General features: G+C 71.1%; 15 protein-coding genes. 14 read left to right on the top strand and 1 reads right to left on the bottom strand.

The window, feature by feature from the left end; translation table 11 throughout:
* Positions 1-141: 141 nt before the first annotated feature.
* Positions 142-1,611 carry a DUF5719 family protein gene (locus VMV22_07705; GenBank protein HUY22212.1) on the top strand — a complete coding sequence of 490 codons (1,470 nt, stop codon included), beginning with the start codon at positions 142-144 and terminating at the stop codon, positions 1,609-1,611.
* Positions 1,612-1,671: 60 nt separating this feature from the next.
* On the opposite strand, the gene ftsH is transcribed toward VMV22_07705, so the two are convergent.
* Positions 1,672-3,750 (bottom strand): ATP-dependent zinc metalloprotease FtsH, encoded by a 2,079-nt coding sequence (ftsH, locus tag VMV22_07700; GenBank protein ID HUY22211.1) that lies wholly within the window; start codon positions 3,748-3,750, stop codon positions 1,672-1,674.
* 421 nt (positions 3,751-4,171) lie between these two features.
* Between ftsH and VMV22_07695 the strand changes: the two genes are divergently transcribed.
* The 13 genes from VMV22_07695 to VMV22_07635 all read left to right on the top strand — a co-directional run bounded on the left by VMV22_07695 (position 4,172) and on the right by VMV22_07635 (position 20,271).
* On the top strand, positions 4,172-4,915 hold the full coding sequence (locus tag VMV22_07695) for a CPBP family intramembrane glutamic endopeptidase (GenBank protein HUY22210.1): 744 nt from the start codon (positions 4,172-4,174) through the stop codon (positions 4,913-4,915).
* Positions 4,916-5,091: 176 nt separating this feature from the next.
* Positions 5,092-7,596: a hypothetical protein gene (locus tag VMV22_07690; GenBank protein HUY22209.1), complete on the top strand. Its 2,505-nt coding sequence runs from the start codon at positions 5,092-5,094 to the stop codon at positions 7,594-7,596.
* 277 nt (positions 7,597-7,873) lie between these two features.
* A complete protein-coding gene (locus VMV22_07685; protein ID HUY22208.1) occupies positions 7,874-8,182 on the top strand; it encodes a hypothetical protein in 309 nt (102 codons plus the stop codon).
* A gap of 28 nt (positions 8,183-8,210) precedes the next feature.
* A complete protein-coding gene (locus tag VMV22_07680) occupies positions 8,211-9,014 on the top strand; it encodes a hypothetical protein (GenBank protein HUY22207.1) in 804 nt (267 codons plus the stop codon).
* A 391-nt stretch (positions 9,015-9,405) separates the two neighbouring features.
* A complete protein-coding gene (manB, locus tag VMV22_07675; protein ID HUY22206.1) occupies positions 9,406-10,791 on the top strand; it encodes a phosphomannomutase/phosphoglucomutase in 1,386 nt (461 codons plus the stop codon).
* 86 nt (positions 10,792-10,877) lie between these two features.
* Positions 10,878-11,126 (top strand): Trm112 family protein, encoded by a 249-nt coding sequence (locus VMV22_07670; GenBank protein ID HUY22205.1) that lies wholly within the window; start codon positions 10,878-10,880, stop codon positions 11,124-11,126.
* Complete coding sequence (locus tag VMV22_07665) at positions 11,123-12,178, top strand: bifunctional phosphoglucose/phosphomannose isomerase (GenBank protein HUY22204.1); 1,056 nt, start codon at positions 11,123-11,125, stop codon at positions 12,176-12,178. The genes VMV22_07670 and VMV22_07665 overlap by 4 nt, the downstream gene beginning before the upstream one ends.
* 41 nt (positions 12,179-12,219) lie before the next feature.
* Positions 12,220-13,491 carry an adenosylhomocysteinase gene (gene ahcY / locus VMV22_07660; GenBank protein HUY22203.1) on the top strand — a complete coding sequence of 424 codons (1,272 nt, stop codon included), beginning with the start codon at positions 12,220-12,222 and terminating at the stop codon, positions 13,489-13,491.
* 548 nt (positions 13,492-14,039) lie between these two features.
* A complete protein-coding gene (gene raiA, locus VMV22_07655) occupies positions 14,040-14,378 on the top strand; it encodes a ribosome-associated translation inhibitor RaiA (protein ID HUY22202.1) in 339 nt (112 codons plus the stop codon).
* Between the two features lie 88 nt (positions 14,379-14,466).
* Positions 14,467-17,253, top strand: a complete 2,787-nt coding sequence (gene secA, locus VMV22_07650; protein HUY22201.1) for a preprotein translocase subunit SecA — start codon at positions 14,467-14,469, stop codon at positions 17,251-17,253.
* Positions 17,240-18,379, top strand: a complete 1,140-nt coding sequence (gene prfB / locus VMV22_07645; GenBank protein ID HUY22200.1) for a peptide chain release factor 2 — start codon at positions 17,240-17,242, stop codon at positions 18,377-18,379. Before secA ends, prfB begins: the two co-directional genes overlap by 14 nt.
* Before the next feature lie 273 nt (positions 18,380-18,652).
* Entirely contained in the window at positions 18,653-19,339 is a 687-nt protein-coding gene (gene ftsE, locus VMV22_07640) for a cell division ATP-binding protein FtsE (protein HUY22199.1), read from the top strand.
* Between the two features lie 50 nt (positions 19,340-19,389).
* The gene (locus tag VMV22_07635; GenBank protein ID HUY22198.1) at positions 19,390-20,271 is read left to right on the top strand and encodes a permease-like cell division protein FtsX; all 882 of its coding nucleotides are present in this window, start codon (positions 19,390-19,392) and stop codon (positions 20,269-20,271) included.
* Positions 20,272-20,276: the final 5 nt, after the last annotated feature.

The following is a 20,276-nucleotide window of genomic DNA, read 5'->3' as shown; positions in this document are numbered from 1 at the left end:
CATGGGTCGCCGATCCGGGGATGCCCCAGGGCGACCGGCCACTCCAGGTCGACTGGACCGTCCAGCGCGCCCCGGTGGCCACAGGCACGAGGGCGTCCATGGTGACCCTGGGCCGACCGGCTCGCCACCGGGCAGGGTGTCGTGAGCGGCCCGTCGCGCCGGGTGGCGCTCATCGGCGTGCTCGCTGCCGCCCTCGTCTGCGCGGGCGTCGTCGACCGGTTGGTGACGCGGCCCGCCCCGCCGAAGGCCCCGTCGTTCGGCGCGCTGTCGGCCACGCGGGTGGCGCCCAGCACCGGCACGGAGTCGACGGCCTGGTACTGCGCCGGTGGAACGGGCGCGCAGGGCGGCGCGCCGGCGACGATCGTGTTGACCAACGCCTCGACCCGAACCGTGACGGGCACCCTGACCGCGGTGCCCGCCCTGGCGCCGGGCGCGCCCACGTCCGGTCCCTGGGCACAGGCGCGCAGCGTCGCCGTGAGCGTCCCCGCCGACGGACAGGTCGCCGTGGGTGCCGACCAACTCGGCACCACGACGCTCGTGGCCGCCGCCGTCGTGTTCGACGGCGGCGGGGTGGGTGTGTCGGAGGCCGTCTCGAGCCCACTCGGGTGGAGCATGGCGCCGTGTGCGTCGTCGACGGCCCCCGACTGGTACTTCGCGCACGGCGCCACCGCGCAGGGCAGCGGCCTCACGCTGTCGCTGTTCAATCCCACCGCCACGGACGCCACCGTGGACGTCTCGCTCCTGTCGTCGACGGCGGGCTACCTCGCGCCGGCGGCGTACCAGGGGATCGACATCCCGCCCGGCTCCTACGTCACCGAGAACGTGGGCGACCACGCGCCCGACGACGCCGCCCTCGCCACCGAGGTCGACGCGCTGTCGGGCACGGTGGTGGCCACCGAGCTGGAGTCGCTCGGCGTGCCGGGCAGCGGGGGGATCTCGCTCATGGCGGGCAGCCCACGGCCGGCACGGCAGTGGGTGTTCGCCCAGAACACCGATCTCACGGGGGGCACCGTGGCGTTCCACGTCCTCAATCCCTCGGCGCGCCCGATCGTCGTTTCCGTGGCGATCGGGCTGCCGCAGGGCGCGGCGGCCGAGCCCCTCACCCTGCGGGTGGCGGCGAACTCCGTGGCGACGCTGGTGGCGGAGCACCAGACGCGCATCCCGACGAACGTCGCCTACTCGGCCGTCTTCACCAGTGCGGGTGGTGGCGTGGTCGTCTGCCGGCAGGTCACGTCACCTCAGGGTTCGCCGGCACCGGTCCCCGAGGACGGAGACGTCCCAGGTGTGGCCGGGGGGAAGACCCGGTGGATCCTTCCTGCCGTCGTGCCGCCGGGCACAGGGCCGTGGGCGCTCGCCCTGGTGGACCTCGGCCCGCGGGCCGCCGCTCTCAGGGTGACCACCCCGAACGGGCGGGCGGTCGCGGGTCAGACCACCAGGCACGTCAAGCCGGGGACCCCCCTCGTGATCGGGCCGAACCCGGGGGCGCCGTTCGGGACGTCCCCGTTGGGGATCTCGGCAGACCAGCCGGTGGCCGTCGAGCTCGACGCGCTGCCGGTGGCAGGGCCCGGGGTGGTCGTCGTGCCATCGCTGGACGGGAGCCCTGCACGGTAAGACGGCAAGGGGGAGGGTGCTCGGTCCGGCCTGAACCGAGACCTGGGCGGCCGACGCCCGTCAGTCGACGGGTTTGACCGCAGCGCCGCCGGCGGGCGAGGCGTGGGCGGCGTCCTCGGTGCCGTTGCCGGCGGCCGGCTCTTCGGCACCGTTGGCGAGCGGCGCGTCCTCGGCGCTGAGGCCCGCACCGTTCGACGTGGTGAAGTGCGCGGAGAAGGCGGGGTCCCCTTCGTGGACGGGACGGCCGTAGGCGGCGTCCACGAGCTTGCCGACCTCGCTGCCGTCGAGGGTCTCGCGCTCGAGCAGCGAACGTGCCACGGCATCGAGACCGGCGCGGTGGCGGCTCAGCAGCTCGATGGCCCGCTCCTCCTGCTGGCGGAGGATGCGGGCGATCTCCGCGTCCACCACCCGGGCGGTGTCCTCCGAGTAGTCGCGCGAGTGCATGAGGTCCTCGCCGAGGAAGACCATCCCCTGCGATCCCCAGGCCATGGGGCCGAGCTCCTCGCTCATGCCCCATTCGCGCACCATCTTGCGCGCCAGCTCGGTGTTGCCCACCAGGTCGTTGCTGGCGCCCGTCGACAGGTCCCCGTAGACGAGCAGCTCCGCTGCCCGGCCACCCATCCGCACGGCCAGCGAGTCCTCGATGACCTCGCGGGGGTAGATGTGGCGCTCCTCGATGGGGAGCTGCTGGGTCACGCCGAGTGCGAGGCCCGTCGGCAGGATCGTGACCTTGTGGACGGGGTCAGCGTGCTCGAGCACGTAGGCGAGCACGGCGTGACCGCCCTCGTGGAACGCCACCCGCTCCTTCTCGGGTTCGGACAGCACGAGGCTCTCGCGCCGCTGGCCCATCAGCACCCGGTCGCGGGCAGCCTCGAAGTCCTGCATGTCGACCTGGTGCGCTCCCCGCCGCACGGCGTGCAGCGCCGCCTCGTTGACCAGGTTGGCGAGGTCGGCGCCGCTCATCCCCGGCGTCCCCCGGGCCACGAGCCCGAGGTCCACGTCCTGGCCGATGCGCTTGTCCTTGCAGTGCACCTTCAGGATGGGCAGGCGCTCCTCGAGGTCGGGGAGGGGCACCACCACCTGGCGGTCGAAGCGCCCGGGCCGGAGGAGGGCGGGGTCGAGGATGTCGGGGCGGTTCGTCGCCGCCATGATGACCACGCCCTCGGCCGGGTCGAACCCGTCCATCTCGGAGAGCATCTGGTTGAGTGTCTGCTCGCGCTCGTCGTGGCCGCCGCCGAGCCCGGCGCCGCGCTTGCGGCCGATCGAGTCGATCTCGTCCACGAAGATGATGGCGGGTGCCTGCTTGCGCGCCGTCTGGAACAGGTCCCGCACCCGGCTGGCGCCGACCCCCACGAACATCTCCATGAAGTCGGAGCCGCTGACCGACAGGAAGGGCACACCGGCCTCGCCGGCGACGGCGCGCGCGAGGAGCGTCTTGCCCGTGCCCGGTGGACCCACGAGCAGGATGCCCTTGGGGATCTTGGCGCCGATGTCGCGGAAGCGGTGGGGCGACTTCAGGAAGTCGACGACCTCACTGATCTCGATCTTCACGCCCTGGTAGCCGGCCACGTCGGCGAAGGTCGTCCGGGGCCGCTCGGTCGTGTAGAGCTTGGCCCGGGACCGCCCGATGGACATGATCCCGCTCATCTGTCCCTGGGCGCGCCGGCTTATCCAGAAGAAGATGCCGACGAACGCCACCAGGATCAGGATCGTCGGGAGCCATTGACCCAGAGCGCTCTGCTGGGGCGTGTTGAACTTGACGGTGGCGATGTCCTTCTTCATGGTCTGGACGTCGGCCTCGAGCGCGGGGTCCGGGCCGTTCACCGAGTACTGCTGGCCGTTCTTGAGCTGGCCGGTGATGATCCCGGTGTTGTTGTCGACCGTCGCCGACTTGACCAGGTGCGCCGCGACGTAGTCCTGCATGTAGGGCTTGTACTGGATCTGCTTCACCGCCGGCTTGGACAGCAGCGGCGGGATGATCACGACGGCGAAGACCGCCAGGATCAGGAGGGCGAAGACCCAGCGCCAGCTTTGGTCACCCCCGGTAGGCGACTGACCACCCGTTCCACCAGGCAGGGGACCGCCGGGCCCACCAGGAGAGGCGCGCCCCGACCGACGGTCGGGAAAGGAGGGGCTCATTGCTCCATGGTACGCGCCCAGGCACCCGACCATGCACGCATGGGTCGTCTTCGCGCCCGGACAGGCGGTCGCTAACCTTCGCGCCATGGCGAGCGGTGCGCCCGGCTCGGGTGACGGCGAGCCGGGGAACAGCGCGTCGAGCCCCTCGCACCACGCGCCCTCGGTTCCACCGCCTCCCGGCGCGCCCCCGCAGCCCGTTTCCCCGTCGGCACCTGCGGTCCCGGCTCACGGCGAGCGCCTGGGCTCCCCACCGGGCGTGGGCGCGCACCCGCCTCCTCCCGGGGTCCCGTGGTGCCCGGGCGCCGGACCGGTCCCTGTCGGGGCACCGCGAGCCGGCCGGCACGGTGCGCCCGGGAGCCTGGCGCCCGGGCCGGACGACGACGGAACCGACGAGGCGGCGCCGCGCACGACGAGGGACGCGGTGGCGTGGTTGCTGATCGCCGCCATGGGCTTCCTGGCCGGACAGGTCGCCAGCGGCATCCTGCTGGTCGTGGTGGCCGCCGCCACCGGGCACCTGCCCGACGTGTCGAAGCTGGCGGCCAGGACGGAACCGCCGGCGTGGATCGTGGTGAGCGAGCTGGCGGGCTTGTGGGCCGGCTTCGTGGGCGCCGTGGTCCTCGCCAGTCGGATGCGGGGCTCGGGCAGCGTCCGACGGGACATGGGGCTCCGGGTGCGGGGCTGGGACGTGCTCACCGGCCCGGTCATCGGCCTCGCCGGGCAGCTCCTGCTCCTCCCGGTGCTCTACTACCCGCTGCGACGCGTCATCCCCCATCTCGACGACAGGTTGCAGCAGCCGGCGAAACACCTGACCGGTGGGTTCCCCGGCGCCGACCTCGCCGTCGTCGCCGTGCTCACCGTCGTGGTCGTGCCCGTTGTCGAAGAGCTGTTCTTCCGGGGGCTGGTCCAGCATGCCCTGGTCCGGGTCTTCCGGCGCGCCGGCCACGTCGTGGGCCCGGTGCTGGCGATCGTGGTCACCGGCGTCATCTTCGGGCTGGCGCACTTCGAGCCGCTCGAGCTGCTCGGGCTGGCGACCTTCGGCGCCGTCCTCGCCGCCATGGCCTACCGGTTCCGCCGCCTGGGCCCGTGCATCTTCGCCCACGCCACGTTCAACCTCATCGCCATCCTGTCGGTCGCATTCCCGACCGGCGCTGTACACGGGATCTGAGGACGGGTGGGCACGCCGATGGTCCGGGGGGGACCGCACCCGCTCCCGCCGAGCGGGAGCGGGTGCCATGGGGGGAGCCGGACCCGGCGCCCGACGGCGTCCGGGGGGCGTCCGGCGGGTGGCGTTTCGGGCCCTGTGCTGCCGCTTCGACACCTATTTCGGGCACGATGGATTTGATGCGCCGACCGTCCGGCCCCACGCTGGTGACCCTTGCCGCCGTCGGTGCGGTGATGGGCATCGTCATCTGGCAGGTCGATCCCGGCCTGCTCCTGGCCAACACGACGATCACTGGGGGCGACACCGGGGCCCATTTCGGCACGGCGGCCTTCCTGAAGTCGAACCTCATGCCCCACGGCCATCTCACGGGTTGGTTCCCGGGCGCCTACGACGGCCTGCCCCTCTACACCTTCTACTTCCCGCTGCCCGACACCCTGGCCGCTCTCGCCGGGGTCGTCATCCCCTTCAACATCGCCTTCAAGCTGATGACCATCCTCGGCTCGGTGACCCTCCCCGTGGCGGCCTGGGCCTTCGGTCGCCTGGCGGGGCTCGAGCGCCCCCGGCCGGCGGTGCTGGCCGTCGCCACGCTGCCGTTCCTCTTCGACCAGTCGTACACGATCTACGGGGGAAACCTCTACTCGACCATGGCGGGCGAGTACGCCTTCTCGCTCGGGCTGTCGGTGGCGCTCCTCTTCCTCGGGACCGTCGTGCGCGGCATGCGCACCGGCCGCATGCGGGTGCCCGCGGCGCTGCTCCTCGCCGCCTGCGTGCTGTGCCACCTCGTCACTTCGCTGTTCGCCGTCGTGGGCGTCGTCGTGATCGTCCTCCTTTCCGGCCCCACCAAGCGGCGCCTGTGGTGGGCGGCCTCGGTGGTCGGCACCAGCTTCCTCCTGGTGGCGTGGTGGGCAGTGCCGTTCGTCACGGAGCAGGCCTACAGCACCACCATGGGCTGGCAGAACGTGTCCACCTATGTCGGGCTGCTCGCGCCCGGCGGCAACATCTGGGCGCTCATCGTCGGTTTCGTGGGCTTCCTGATCGCGTGCGTGCGGTTCGAGCGGTCGGTGTTGGCGCTCGCGGTGGTGGGAATCATCGCCGCCCTCTTCGTCCGCTTCGCTCCGCAGACCGCCCTGTACAACGCGCGCGTCCTGCCGTTGTGGTGGATCGTCGTGTACCTGCTCGCCGGCTACGCCTTCGCCGAGCTCGGGATCCTCACGGCACGACTGTGGCGCAGCCTTCGCGACGCCTTGCGCTGGGCGCCGACCGACCTCCCCGGCATGGCTCCGTCGCCGGGGCCGACGCCGGCCTTTTCCGGCGGTGGGCCGACTCCCGCATTCGCCGGTGGGCCGGCGGGCTCGATGTCGACATTCGCCCCCCCGGTGCTGCGCGCCACCGACGTCACCGAGCCGGCCGCCGGCACGGCGCTCGGGACCGTGGGCACGCGCCCGGGCGACGTGGCCGGCACGGACACCGGCGCGCCCCCGTGGGCCCCGGCCCCGGCCACCGCCACGGCCGGCCCGTACGGGTACGCGCCCCGGCGGGCGTGGGCGCCGGGGGCCGTCGTCGTGCCCCTGGTGGCGTTGGCCGCTGCCGCCCTCGTCGTCCTGCCCCCGCTGCTCGTCACCCCGGGCTCGGTCTTCCGGCTCGGACCCGTTTCGGTCCGGACCAACAACGTGCCGTCATGGGCGCAGTGGAACTACTCGGGGGTGCAGCGCAAGGCGGCGTGGCCCGAGCTGCACAACGGGATCGTGGCCACCATGGACAGGGTGTCGGCCACCCACGGGTGCGGCCGGGCCATGTGGGAGTACAACTCGGACCTGAACCGGTTCGGCACGCCGATGGCGCTCATGATGCTGCCCACCTTCACCGGCGGGTGCATCGACTCCATGGAGGGCCTGCTGTTCGAGTCCTCCTCGTCGACACCGTGGCACTTCATCAACCAGGCCGAGCTGTCGGTGCAGCCGTCGGAGGCGATGGTGTCGTCCACGACGGGGATCACCTACGGACCGGTCAATGTGCCGCTCGGCATCCAGCACCTGCAGCTGCTGGGCGTGAAGTACTTCCTGGCCTCCTCGCCGGTCATCCAGGACCAGGCGGACGCCAGCCCGGCGCTCACCCTCGTCGCCACCACCGGACCGTGGAAGTCCCTCTACAACGGCGCCATCCTGACCACCACGTGGAAGGTCTACGAGGTCCACGACTCCGCTCTCGTGGCGCCGCTCCCGCAACGCCCCGACGTGCTCACCGGCGTCAGCGCCAAGCAGAGCTCGTGGCTCCCCGTCGCCCAGCGCTGGTACGCCGACCCCACGAAGTGGGCGCAGCAACTCGTGGCGGGTGGGCCGTCCTCGTGGACCAAGGCCCCGGGCGGGGTGGCGCCGCCGCAGCAGCAGCCGCTCCCGCCGGTCCACGTGTCGGCCATCGAGGCTCACAACGGCCAGGTGAGCTTCGACGTGGACCGAACCGGGGTCCCCGTCCTGGTGCGCGTCTCCTACTTCCCGGCGTGGCATGCCGCCGGCGCCCTCGGGCCCTGGCGCGCCCAGCCGAACCTCATGGTGGTCGTACCCACCTCGCATCACGTCACGCTCTCGTACGGGTCGACCGGTGCCGGACAGCTCGGCCTGGTCCTCACCCTGGCCGGCGTGGTGGTCGTGGTAGTGCTCGTCCGGCGTCGCTTCACCGCCGCCTGAGCGGACCCCGACTGCAGCGATCTCCCGCCCGAGCAGGCCCCGCCTGAGCAGGCCCGCCCGAGCGGGCCCCGGGCAGCTTCCCGACCGGAGAGCGTCGCCGGCGCGCTCGGCAACGCTTCGTGAGGTTCACGGTTCCCTAACGCGCCACTCACGGTCCCCACACGGGCGGGTCCGAGGATGGAGGCAGTCCCAGAGGAGCGACCTCAAGGGGTCGGGGCAAAAGATCGACCACGAGAGGACTTCGACGGGACCGCACGGCACGAGGAGGACGGTGGAGATGACGACCCGCATACTCACGGTCGCTGCGTTGTCGGCCGGCGGCGCCCTGGCCCTGGCGGCATGTGGTGCGGGAGTCGCGTCGCACGTCGTGACGGGGGCGACGTCGCCGGTCACGGTGTCGACGTCGTCCACCGTCACGGTCGCGGCGGGCCTGACGACCGCACCGGGCCCGGACACGCCGACCACCACAGCCTCCAACGGCCTCACCCAGCACACCCTTGATCAGGTCGCCGCGGAGCTCGGAGCGCTGGACAACAGCCTCAACACCGCGAGCTCCGACCTGAACAACCCGCAAGGAGATTCGTGAGATGAGTCGCACCGTGAAGAATCGCACCGTGAAGAGTCGAGCGGTCGCCGGTGTGCTGGCGGCGGGAGTGGTCGCCGGGATCGTTGTCACGGCTTCCGGGCCGGCGTCTGCAGCCCCGTCGCGCAACGGGTCGACAGCCATCGCGGCGGCGTCACCCACGGTGGCCACGGCAGCCACGACCGGGCCGACCGGGATGACGTTGCCGTCGCGCCCGGTGTGCACGCCAGCGGTGTTCGGCCAGGCGCAACAGCGAGTCGAGGCCAACCTCGCGGCGCGCCTCTCCCAGCTGGACGCGCTCCAGAGGGCGGTGGGCGATTCTGCCAACCATCTGACGTCCGGCGATCGCCAGACGCTGCAGAACGACATCACCACCGTGGAGCTGCCGGGCATCGAGGCGCTGCAGCCACAGGTGCAGGAGGCGACGACGTGTGCGCAGTTGCTCCGTGATGCACATTCGATGGTCTTCGACTACCGCGTGTTCGTGGTCATGACACCCCAGACGCACCTGACGATCGTGGCCGACGACGAGACGTACGTCGAAGGCCAACTCGTCAGCCTCGAGCCGGCGATCGCCCGGGCGATCCAGAACGCGCAGGCGCAGGGTAAGAACGTGACCGCCGCACAGGCCGCCTTCACCGATCTGAAGGGTCAGGTCTCCGCTGCCCAGGGCGCCACTGGTGGTCGGGCCGTGCAGGTGCTGGCCCAGACGCCGAGCGGGTACCCGGGCAACTGGCCGGTGTTCCTGACGACACGCACCGATCTCGTGAACGCGCGCAACGACCTGCACACCGCCTACACCGACGCCCGGCAGATCAGGGCGGACCTGCAGTAGGTCAGGGCGACCTGCAGTAGGTCAGGGCCGGACCTGCGGCAGGTCAGGGCGGACCTGCAGTCGGGCAGGGCGGACCTGCGGCAGATCAGGGCGGACCTGCGGTAGGTAGGTCAGGACGGGTGCCCGGCACGTCGGGACCGACCGCCGCAGATCCGGGATCTCCGGGACGTCGGGACTCCGGGATGTCGGGACGTCGGGACGTCGGGACCGATCCGCCGGGCGGTTCGGGACCGACGTCCGTGAGGACCCAGGGGGACGGCGAGCACGACGGCCCGGGTGCCGGGGTGATGACGCCACTCCCGGCCGCCTACGAAAGGGCGGCGCCCCGGGGCGCGACGGGGTGCCCCGGGCCTCGGGGCCCGTCGAGGGGAACAGGTAGGCTTCGGGCGCCATGACCGCCCTCGATGCCGTGTTCAAGGCCTACGACGTGCGCGGGACGGTTCCCGAGCAGCTCGACGGCCGTGCCTGCCATGCCATCGGCTGGGCCTTCGCGCGTTTCGCGGGCACCGACCGCGTGCTCGTGGCACGCGACATGCGGGAGTCTGGCATCGAGCTGTCGGCGGCCTTCACCGCCGGGGCGCGCACCGCCGGGGCCACGGTGGTCGACCTCGGGCTGGCGTCGACCGACATGATGTACTTCGCGTCGGGCCTCCTCGACGCCCCCGGGGCCATGTTCACGGCATCGCACAATCCTGCCGCGTACAACGGCATCAAGATGTGTGTGGCCGGGGCACGGCCCATCGGCCAGGACACAGGTCTCGCCGACATCCGCGACGAGGCGCAAGCGGCGATCGGCTCCAACCTCGACGAGGGGGCCGAGACCGGTGGCTACGAACGGCGCGAGCTGCTCGACGAGTACGCCGAGCACGTCCGGTCGTTCGTGGACACCTCGGCGCTGCGCCCGCTCAAGGTGGTGGCCGACACCGCCAACGGCATGGGGGGACTGGTCGTCCCGAAGGCCTTCGAGGGCCTCCCCGTCGACCTCGAGATCCTCTTCCCCGAGCTCGACGGCACCTTCCCCAACCACCCCGCCGACCCGATCCAGGACGAGAACCTCCGGGACCTGAAGGACGCCGTGCTGCGCACGGGGGCCGACGTCGGCCTGGCATTCGACGGTGACGCCGACCGGGTCTTCCTCGTCGACGAGAAGGCCGAGCCCGTCTCGGGCTCGCTCACCACCGCGCTCGTCGCCAGGGCCATGCTCGCCAAGCATCCCGGGTCCACGGTGCTCTACAACCTGATCTGCTCCAAGGTGGTCCCCGAGACCATCGAGCAGTACGGCGGGACACCCGTGCGCACGCGTGTGGGGCATTCGTTCATCAAGCAGGTCATGGCCGAGACCGGCGCCGTGTTCGGCGGTGAGCACTCCGGGCACTACTACTTCCGGGACAACTACCGGGCCGACTCGGGGCTGATAGCCGCGCTGGTGATCCTCGAGGAGCTGTCGGCCGCCGACATGCCTCTGTCACAATTCCTCGCCCCCTACCGCCGCTACGCCGACTCCGGGGAGATCAACACCAAGGTGGACGACCCGACGGGCGCCGTCGAGGCCCTGGCCCGGCATTTCGCCGCCGAGGGCCGTGAGGGCGACCGGACCGACGGCCTGACCGTGGAGTTCGACGACTGGTGGTTCAACGTGCGACCGTCGAACACCGAGCCGCTGCTCCGGCTCAATGTCGAGGCGAAGTCGCCCGAGGAGTGCGATCATCACACGACGGAGCTGCTCGACCTCGTCGCCCGGCTGGCCGGGACGGCGGCGGCCGCTGAACCGCACTGACCCACTCCGCACCACACGACCGGACCGACACGACCGACCCGCCGCCGGGCGGGGACGACCGACGACGGGGGAGCACGAGGAAGACGATGGCACTGGACCCCTTGCTACTGGAGGTGCTGGCCTGTCCCGAGGACAAGGGCCCGCTCTTGTACTTCGAGGACGAGGACCGCCTGTACAACCCGCGCCTGAAGCGCAGCTACGAGGTGCGCGACGGGATCCCGGTCATGCTCGTCGACGAGGCCACGACGGTCGACGACGCCGAGCACGAGCGCCTCATGGCGAAGGCGCAGTCGCAGGGTGTGCGGTCGACCTTGCAGCCGGGCGAGGCCACATGACCGATCTCCCCGTGGCCGACGGCGTCCTGGACACGCTCGACATGTTCGAGGTGACCGCCGGCCTCCCCGAGCAGGTGGCCGCGGCCGTCGGCGCCGCGCACGGGCTCGACGGCCTCCCCGAGCGCGAGTACGTCGAGAATGTCGTGGTGCTCGGCATGGGTGGCAGCGGCCTCGCCGGCGACGTGATGGTGGCGGTGGCGGGGCCCTTCGTGCCCGTGCCGATCACGGTGGTGAAGTCCTACGACCTGCCCGACTTCGTGGGCCGTGGGTCCCTCGTGTTCGCGGTGTCGTTCTCCGGGAACACCGAGGAGACCGTCGAGGCCGCCGGCGAGGCCGCCAATGCCGGGGCGAGCCTGGTGGCGGTCACCGGCGGCGGCGAGCTGGGCCGGCTGGCCGAGGAGTGGGGTGCGCCGGTCGTGCCCGTGCCGACGGCCACCATCCCCCAGCCCCGGGCCGCGCTCGGGTCCATGGCCATCCCGCCCCTGGTGGTGCTCGAGGAAATCGGCCTCTTCCCGGGGGCGGCGCAGTGGGTGGCGCTGGCCGTCGACCAGCTCAAGTATCGCCGGGACCGCCTGGTGCAGCCCGGGAGCACGGCCGAGGAGGTCGCCCGCCGCATCGGCCGGACGATCCCCCTGGTGCACGGGGCCCAGGCCGTCGGGTCGGCGGCAACCCTGCGCTGGAAAGCGCAGGTCAACGAGAACGCCAAGTCGCCCGCCTTCGCGGCCGTCTACCCCGAGCTCTGCCACAACGAGATCGCCGGCTGGGGCCAGCACGGCGACGTCACCCGGCAGGTCATCACCCTGGTCAACCTGCGCCACGACACCGAGCATCCGCAGGTGGTCCGGCGCTTCGCCTTCGTGTCGGACGTGCTTCGGGAGGTCGTAGCTGACATTATCGAGGTGCGCGCCCAGGGCGAGGGGGACCTGGCACAGCTCCTCGACCTCGTGCTCGTGGGGGACTTCGTCTCGCTCCACCTCGCCGCCCAGGAGGGTATCGACCCGGGGCCGGTACCGGTCCTCGAGGAGTTGAAGCATCGCCTGCACGAGGCGTAGATCATCAGCCCGTCCATCACACGAGGAGCACACAACACACAATGTCCACGCCCGCCATTGACCACGACGTCGCCGATCTCGGCCTGGCCGACCTCGGGCGCCAGCGCATCGCGTGGGCTGACGCCAACATGCCCGTCCTGACGTCGATCCGTGAGCGCTTCGCCAAGGAGCGCCCGCTCGAGGGCGCCATCGCCGCCGCCTGTCTCCACGTCACCACCGAGACGGCGAACCTGCTGCGGACGTTGAAGGCTGGTGGCGCCGAGGTCCTGATCTGCGCGTCCAACCCCCTGTCGACGCAGGACGACGTGGCCGCCTCCCTGGTGCGCGACGAGAAGATCCCCACGTTCGCCGTCAAGGGTGAGGACACCGAGCGCTACTTCTCGCACATCGACGCCCTGCTCGACCGTCACCCCACGCTGACCATGGACGACGGGTGCGACCTGGTGTCGCGCATCCACCAGATGCGACCCGACCAGGTGACCGAAGTCATCGCCGGCACCGAGGAGACCACCACCGGCGTCATCCGGCTGCGCGCCATGGAGGCCGAAGGGGCGCTCGAGTACCCGATCGTCGCCGTCAACGACGCCGACACCAAGCACATGTTCGACAACCGCTACGGCACGGGGCAGTCCACGCTCGACGGCGTCATCCGCGCCACCAACGTCCTGATCGCCGGAAAGCGGCTCGTCGTGGCCGGTTACGGGTACTGCGGCAAGGGTGTGGCGAGCCGGGCGCGCGGCCACGGCGCGCAGGTCATCGTCACCGAGATCGACCCGCTGCGCGCCCTCGAGGCCGTCATGGACGGCTTCCGCGTCGAGCCGATGGAGGTCGCCGCCGCCGAGGGGGACATCTTCATCACCGTCACCGGGAACCGTGACGTGCTGCGTGCCGAGCATTTCGAGCGGATGCAGGACGGGGCCATCGTCGCCAACTCCGGGCACTTCGACATCGAGATCGACCTGATCGCTCTGGGGGACCTGTCCGAGGGCCGCAGGCGCCCCGTGCGCCCGATGGTCGAGGAGTTCGTCGTGCGGGGCAAGCGCATCCTCGTCATCGCCGAGGGGCGCCTCGTGAACCTCGGCGCGGCCGAGGGCCACCCCGCGGCGGTGATGGACATGAGCTTCGCCAACCAGGCGCTGGCGGCGGAGTGGGTCATGGCCAACGCGGCCACCTTGGAGCGGCGCGTCTACGACGTCCCCCGCACCATCGACGCCGAGATCGCCCGCCTCAAGCTCGACACGATGGGCGTGGCCATCGACCGGCTCACGCCGACGCAGGAGGAGTACCTGGGCTCCTGGCAGACCGGCACCTGAGCCGCCACCACTCCTGAGCCGCCACCACTCCTGATCCCCACCGGCCGCGATCCTGGGACGGCCGCGATCCTGGGACGGCCGCGATCGTGGGACGGCCGCGATCGTGGGACGGCTGTGCTCCTGGGACGGCCGTGCTCCTGGGACGGCCGTGAGAACGAGGTTTCCCCCCGAGACATACCGCCGCGGGAGGCGTACGCTTGCGTCATGGGTCGCGTCCGGGTCTGTGGTTGCAAGTCGAAGCCAGCCGCAGGCGAAACGACCCACGTAAGGCAACTCATGGTTGCTGAGCATGGTGCGGCTTAGAGGTAAGCCCTGCCCGGCGGGGTGCCGGCTGTCGGTGCCCGGCGGAGAAGGAGCGAAGCAGGTCATGACGGCTGCCGTCGGGTCACGAGGGTCTTTCCCGTGGCCGCCGGCCGCCCGGCCGCCAACTCCTCAGCAGGCGGGTGTGGGGACAAAGACCAGGTCAGCCGGACGCGACCCATATGCATCACATGCGTCATCCGCGAGGGGAGGGAGCACCCTGCCCACGGCCTGAAGGAGGTGCAGCGGTGGACGTCGCCGTCCTGGGACGAAAGGACACGGTGCCCGACGAGGTGCGGGCACTCGCACACGCCAAGGTCGCCAAGATCGGGAAGCTGAACCCGGTGCTCGAACGAGCCGAGGTTCGCCTGACCGAGGACCGCGACGCCCCGAGCGCCGGCAGGCGGGTGTGCGAGGTCACCATCACCGGCCACGGGCACACGGTGCGGGCGCGGGCCGCCGCCCACGACATGCTGGTGGCCGTGGACCGGGTGGTCGACAAGCTCGAGCACCAGGTCGAGCGGCTGAAGGGCAAGCTCGTGGGCCGGTCGCATCCCCGGCGCGGCGGCTCCATGGCCAAGGCCTGACCGGGCCTCCCGGGGCCCCTGGCCAGGGGGGTCGCGGGGCCGGTTGTGCCGCTGAGGCTCGGCGGGCCGGCGGTAGACTCGTGTCCTCATGAGTGTCTTCACCCGCGTCCTGCGGGCCGGCGAGGGGAAGAAAGTCCGCCGGCTGGCAGAGCTCGTCCCCCTGATCAACGACCTCGAGCCCGAGATGGAGGCCCGCTCCGACGAGGAGTTGGCCCACCAGACCGCGCTCTTCCGGGAGCGGCTGGCCAACGGCGAGAGCCTGGACGACCTCCTCGTCGAGGCGTTCGCCACCGTGCGCGAGGCGGCGTGGCGGGTGCTGGGCCAGCGCCACTTCGACGTGCAGCTCATGGGGGGCATGTCGCTGCACTTCGGCTGGATCGCCGAGATGAAGACCGGCGAGGGCAAGACCCTCGTCTCGACCCTCCCCGTCTACCTGAATGCGCTCGGCGGCGGGGGCGTGCACGTGATCACCGTCAACGACTACCTGGCGCGCCGCGACGCCGAGTGGATGGGCCAGGTCCACGAGTTCCTGGGCCTGAGGGTCGGGCGGGTCAGCCCCGACATCCCCGATTTCGCCGACAAGCGCGAGGCCTACGCCGCCGACGTCACGTACGGGACGAACACCGAGTTCGGCTTCGACTACCTGCGCGACAACATGGCCCGGTCGCGCGACGCCATGGTGCAGCGGGGCCACGTCTACGGCATCGTCGACGAGGTCGACTCGATCCTCATCGACGAGGCCCGGACGCCGCTCATCATCTCCGGCCCGGCGTCGGAGTCGGCCAAGCTCTACTACCAGTTCGCCGGCATCGCCCGCACCCTGGCGCGCGACGAGGACTACGAGGTCGACGAGGAGAAGCGCATCGTGGTCCCCACCGAGGCCGGCATCGCCAAGGTGGAGCGCCAGGTGGGCGTCGAGAACATGTACGACCTGGTGTCGGTCAACTACGTCCACCACCTCACGCAGGCGTTGCGGGCCAAGGAGCTCTTCCACCGCGACAAGGACTACCTGGTCGCCACGGGCGAGGTGAAGATCGTCGACGAGTTCACGGGACGGACCCTCGACGGCCGGCGGTGGTCGGACGGGCTGCACCAGGCCGTGGAGGCCAAGGAGCGCGTGCGGATCAAGGAGGAGAACCACACCTGGGCGACGGTGACCCTCCAGAACTACTTCCGGCTCTACGAGAAGCTCTCGGGCATGACCGGCACGGCGGAGACCGAGGCCGCCGAGTTCGCCACGACCTACAACATGCCCGTCGTCCCGATCCCCACCAACGTCCCGATGATCCGCGAGGACGGGGCCGACCTCATCTACAAGTCCGAGGACGCCAAGTTCGGGGCGGTCGTCGACGACATCGTGGAGCGCTACGAGCGGGGCCAGCCCGTCCTGGTGGGCACGGCGTCGGTGGCCAAGTCGGAGCAGCTGTCGCGACTGCTCGAGCGCCGGGGCATCCCCCACGAGGTCCTGAACGCCAAGCAGCACGCCCGGGAGGCGGAGATCGTGGCGCAGGCCGGCCGCCTCCACGCCGTCACGGTGGCCACCAACATGGCCGGCCGGGGCGTCGACGTCCTGCTCGGCGGCAACGCCGAGGGCCTGGCGCTGCGCGAGGCCATCGGCCAGGGATGCGACCTCGGGACCGACGAGGGTATGGCCGAGTACGAGAAGCTCCTGGCCCGCTTCGAGAAGGAGTGCAGCGAGGAGGGCGACCAGATCCGCGAGCTCGGAGGCCTCTACGTGCTCGGCAGCGAGCGCCACGAGTCCCGGCGGATCGACAACCAGCTCCGCGGCCGGTCGGGCCGCCAGGGCGACCCCGGCGCCAGCCGCTTCTTCCTGTCGCTCGAGGACGAGCTGATGCGGCTGTTCGCCACCGGTGCGATGCAGTGGGTCATGAGCCGCACGCTGCCCGACGACGTGCCCATCGAGGCCAACATGGTCACCAAGGCGATCGAGCGCGCCCAGCGCACGGTCGAAGGCCGCAACGCCGAGATCCGCAAGGACGTCCTGAAGTACGACGAGGTCCTGAACGAGCAGCGCAAGGTGATCTACGCCCGCCGGCTCCACGTCATCGACGGGGAGGACCTGCGCGAGCACACCGAGGAGCTGCTCGAGCAGACCATCGACGAGCTGGTCCGCTCGGCGTGCCCGGGGGAGTTCCCCGAGGACTGGGAGCTCGAGCGCCTCCTGTCGGAGGTGCACCAGTACTACCCGACGGCGTTCACGGTGGACGACCTGACCGAGGCGACGACCGCCGAGCAGATCTCCGAGAGCCTCCTGGCCGAGGCCCTCGACGCCTATCACGCGCGTGACGCCGCTTTCCCGGGGGGCGAGGACGAGGCCCGCCAGGTCGAGCGCGAGGTCATGCTCCAGATCATCGACCAGCGCTGGCGCGACCACCTGGCGGAGATGGACTACCTGCGCGAGGGCATCAACCTGCGCGCCATGGGACAGCAGGACCCGCTCGTGGCGTGGCAGCGCGAGGGCTTCGAGATCTTCGGGACGATGGTGGACGCCATCGACGACGATTACCTGCGCTACGTCATGCACGTCCAGGTGGTGGCGGAGCCCGCTCCCGAGCCCGACCTCCGCCAGGCGAGCTACCAGGCCGCCGACGACCCGGTCCAGGGGGCGAGCCTGCTCGAAGCCTTCCGGGCCACCGCCCCCGACGCCGAGGTGGCCGCCGCCGGGGCCGGCGTCCCTGCGGGCGTCGGAGCGGGCGGCATCTCCGTGCCCGGGTCCCAGGTGTCGCCCCGCCACCAGGCCGACCCCGACACCCAGGCGCCCCTGGTGAAGGCCCCCAGCGAGAAGATCGGGCGCAACGAGCCCTGCTGGTGCGGGAGCGGCAAGAAGTTCAAGCTCTGTCATGGCGCGGCCTGAGCCGCCCGGGGGCGGCGAGCCGCGCGACCTCCGGGGGGAGCTGGCGTCGCTCCGTAAGCGCCTCGAGGAGGCGCAGGGCTATCTCGGCCTGGAGCGCCTGCGGTCCCGCCGGGCCGAGCTCGAGCAGATGGTGTCGGCGGCGGACCTGTGGGACGACCCCGACAACGCCCGCGCCGTCACCTCCGAATTCAGCGCCGTGAACGACGACATCGCCATGCTCGAGGACCTCGAGCGCCGGCTGTCGGACGGTGAGGTCCTCTTCGACCTCATGGTGGAGGAGTCCGACGAGTCGGTATCGGGCGAGCTCACCGCCGCGGTCGACGACCTCACGCGCCGGCTGGGCGACCTCGAGCTGCGGTCGCTGTTCACCGGCGAGTACGACGAGCGCGACGCCATCGCCGAGCTGCACGCCGGGGCCGGGGGGACCGACGCCCAGGACTGGTGCGAGATCATGCTGCGCATGTACCTGCGCTGGGCCGAGCGCCGGGGCTTCGACTTCGAGGTGGACGAGGTCACCGAGGGCCAGGAAGCGGGGCTGTTGTCGGCCACCTTCATCGTGAAGGGCCGGTTCGCCTACGGGCTGCTGTCGGCAGAGCGCGGCGTGCACCGCCTCGTGCGCATGTCGCCGTTCGACGCCCAGCACCGTCGCCAGACGAGCTTCGCCACGGTCGACGTCATCCCCTTCCTCGGCGAGGCTGACGCCGAGGTCGCCATCGACGAGAAGGACCTCCGCATCGACACCTACCGGTCGTCGGGCGCGGGGGGCCAGCACGTCAACAAGACCGACTCGGCGGTGCGCATCACCCACCTGCCCACCGGGATCGTGGTGTCGTGCCAGAACGAGCGCAGCCAGCACCAGAACAAGGCGCGTGCCATGCAGATCCTGGCGGCCAAGCTGCTCGACCTGCAACGCGCCGAGCGGCGCGCCGAGCTCGACTCGCTGTCGGGGCCGAAGGTGGACGTGGCGTGGGGCAGCCAGATCCGCTCCTACGTGATGGCGCCCTACCAGATGGTGAAGGACCTGCGCACCGAGTACGAAACGGGGAACGTCGACGCCGTGCTCGACGGCGACATCGACGAGTTCATCGAGGCCGAGCTGCGCCGCCGTCGGCCGGTCGACGGCTGAGGATGCCAGAGAGGGAGACGGTGACGGTCACGTGACGGTGACGGTGACGGACAGCGCTGCGACCAGGGCCTTTGTACGCGACCCCCGGCGGCCCCGGATGCACCGCCGGCGCCGAGGCGTCGACCGCGGCACGCCTGGCGACGGCTCGCGCCGCGCCCGCCGCGATGTGCGCGCCGAGACGAGGCTGGTAGGGTCGCGTCGACCTCGTGCCCTGTTCGGGCGAGCGCCGTGTCGGCCGATGGCGGTAGGGGCATGCCGCCGAGGACCTGCTCGATGATCACATTCGAGAACGTCACCAAGACATACAAGGCCGGGTCGATCGCTTTGCGCGACGTGTCTGTCGAGATCGACAAGGGCGAGTTCGTCTTCCTCGTGGGCCCGTCGGGCTCGGGTAAGACCACGTTCCTGCGGCTCCTGCTGCGCGAGGAGGATCCCGGCGAGGGCCGCATCTGGGTGGCGGGGCGCGAGATCGGCCACCTCAGCCAGTGGCGGATCCCGTACCTGCGGCGCAACATGGGGTGCGTCTTCCAGGACTTCCGGTTGCTGCCCAACAAGTCGGTCTTCGAGAACGTGGCATTCGCGCTCGAGGTGATCGGCCGGCCCAAGCACGTGATCGCCGCCCAGGTGCCCCAGGTGCTCGACCTCGTCGGGCTGTCGAAGAAGAGCGACAGCCTGCCCGGTGAGCTGTCGGGTGGGGAGCAGCAGCGGGTGGCGGTGGCGCGGGCGTTCGTGAACCGGCCCCTCGTCCTGCTGGCGGACGAGCCCACCGGGAACCTCGACCCCGCCACCAGCCAGGGGATCATGCGGCTGCTCGACCGCATCAACCGCACCGGCACCACCGTGGTCATCGCCACCCACGACGCCGGCATCGTCGACCAGATGCGCCGGCGCGTGATCGAGCTCGACCACGGGACGCTCGTGCGCGACCAGGCCCGGGGGGTGTACGGCTATGGCACCTGAGCCGGCACCCGTGCCGACGGCGGCCGGCCGCGGCGGACGGGCTCGCTGACATGGCGGTATCGCTCGACTACGTGGCCCGCGAGACGGCCGCCAACCTGTGGCGGAACCGGCTGATGACGATCGCCGCCGTGCTGACGGTGGGCGTGTCGCTGTCGCTGGTGGGCGCCTCGCTGCTGCTGCGGCAGGGGGTGGCGCACGCCACGACGCAGTGGGCCCACGGGGTGGACGCCATCGTCTGGGTGCAGCCGCAGGCCTCGGCCTCCCAGGTGCATTCCCTGGAGCAGCAGCTGCACCAGCTGCCCTTCGTCCGGACCGTCACCTACCGGTCCCAGGCCGAGGACCTGAAGGAGGCCCAGCACCTCCTCACGCCTCCGGAGTACCAGGTGCTCACCGTGGCCACGACCCCGGCATCGCTGCGTTGCCAGCTCGACAACCCGAGCGAGGCGATCGCCATCGCCAAGCAGTTCAGCGGCTACCCCGGGGTGAAGAGCGTGGCCGTCCCCACCGGCACGATCCACAACATCCAGGAGGTGAGCCGCATCCTCCAGGTGGTGTTCCTGGTGCTGGCCGTCATCCTCCTGCTGTCGGCGTCGGTCCTCATCCTCAACACGATCCGGCTGGCCATCTTCGCCCGCCGGCGCGAGGTGTCGGTGATGAAGCTCGTGGGGGCCACGAACTGGTTCATCCGCGTGCCGTTCATGTTCGAGGGCGTGGTCCAGGGCGTGCTCGGCGCGCTGTTCGCGTCGCTGGCGGTGTTCTCGCTGCACTGGCTGCTCGACAGCTTCAGCAACACCAAGACCGGTAACATTTGGTACCAGATGCAGATGCCGACCAGCGAGGTCCTGATGACCACGTTGTTCGTGCTCCTGATCGGTGTGGTGATCGGCTCGGTGGGCTCGGCCCTCGGCATCCGCCGGTTCCTCGACGCCTGACGGGG

It is taken from the genome of Acidimicrobiales bacterium (assembly GCA_035531755.1).
Taxonomy (GTDB): domain Bacteria; phylum Actinomycetota; class Acidimicrobiia; order Acidimicrobiales; family UBA8190; genus DATKSK01.
This window is presented reverse-complemented; position numbering and strand designations above follow the sequence as displayed.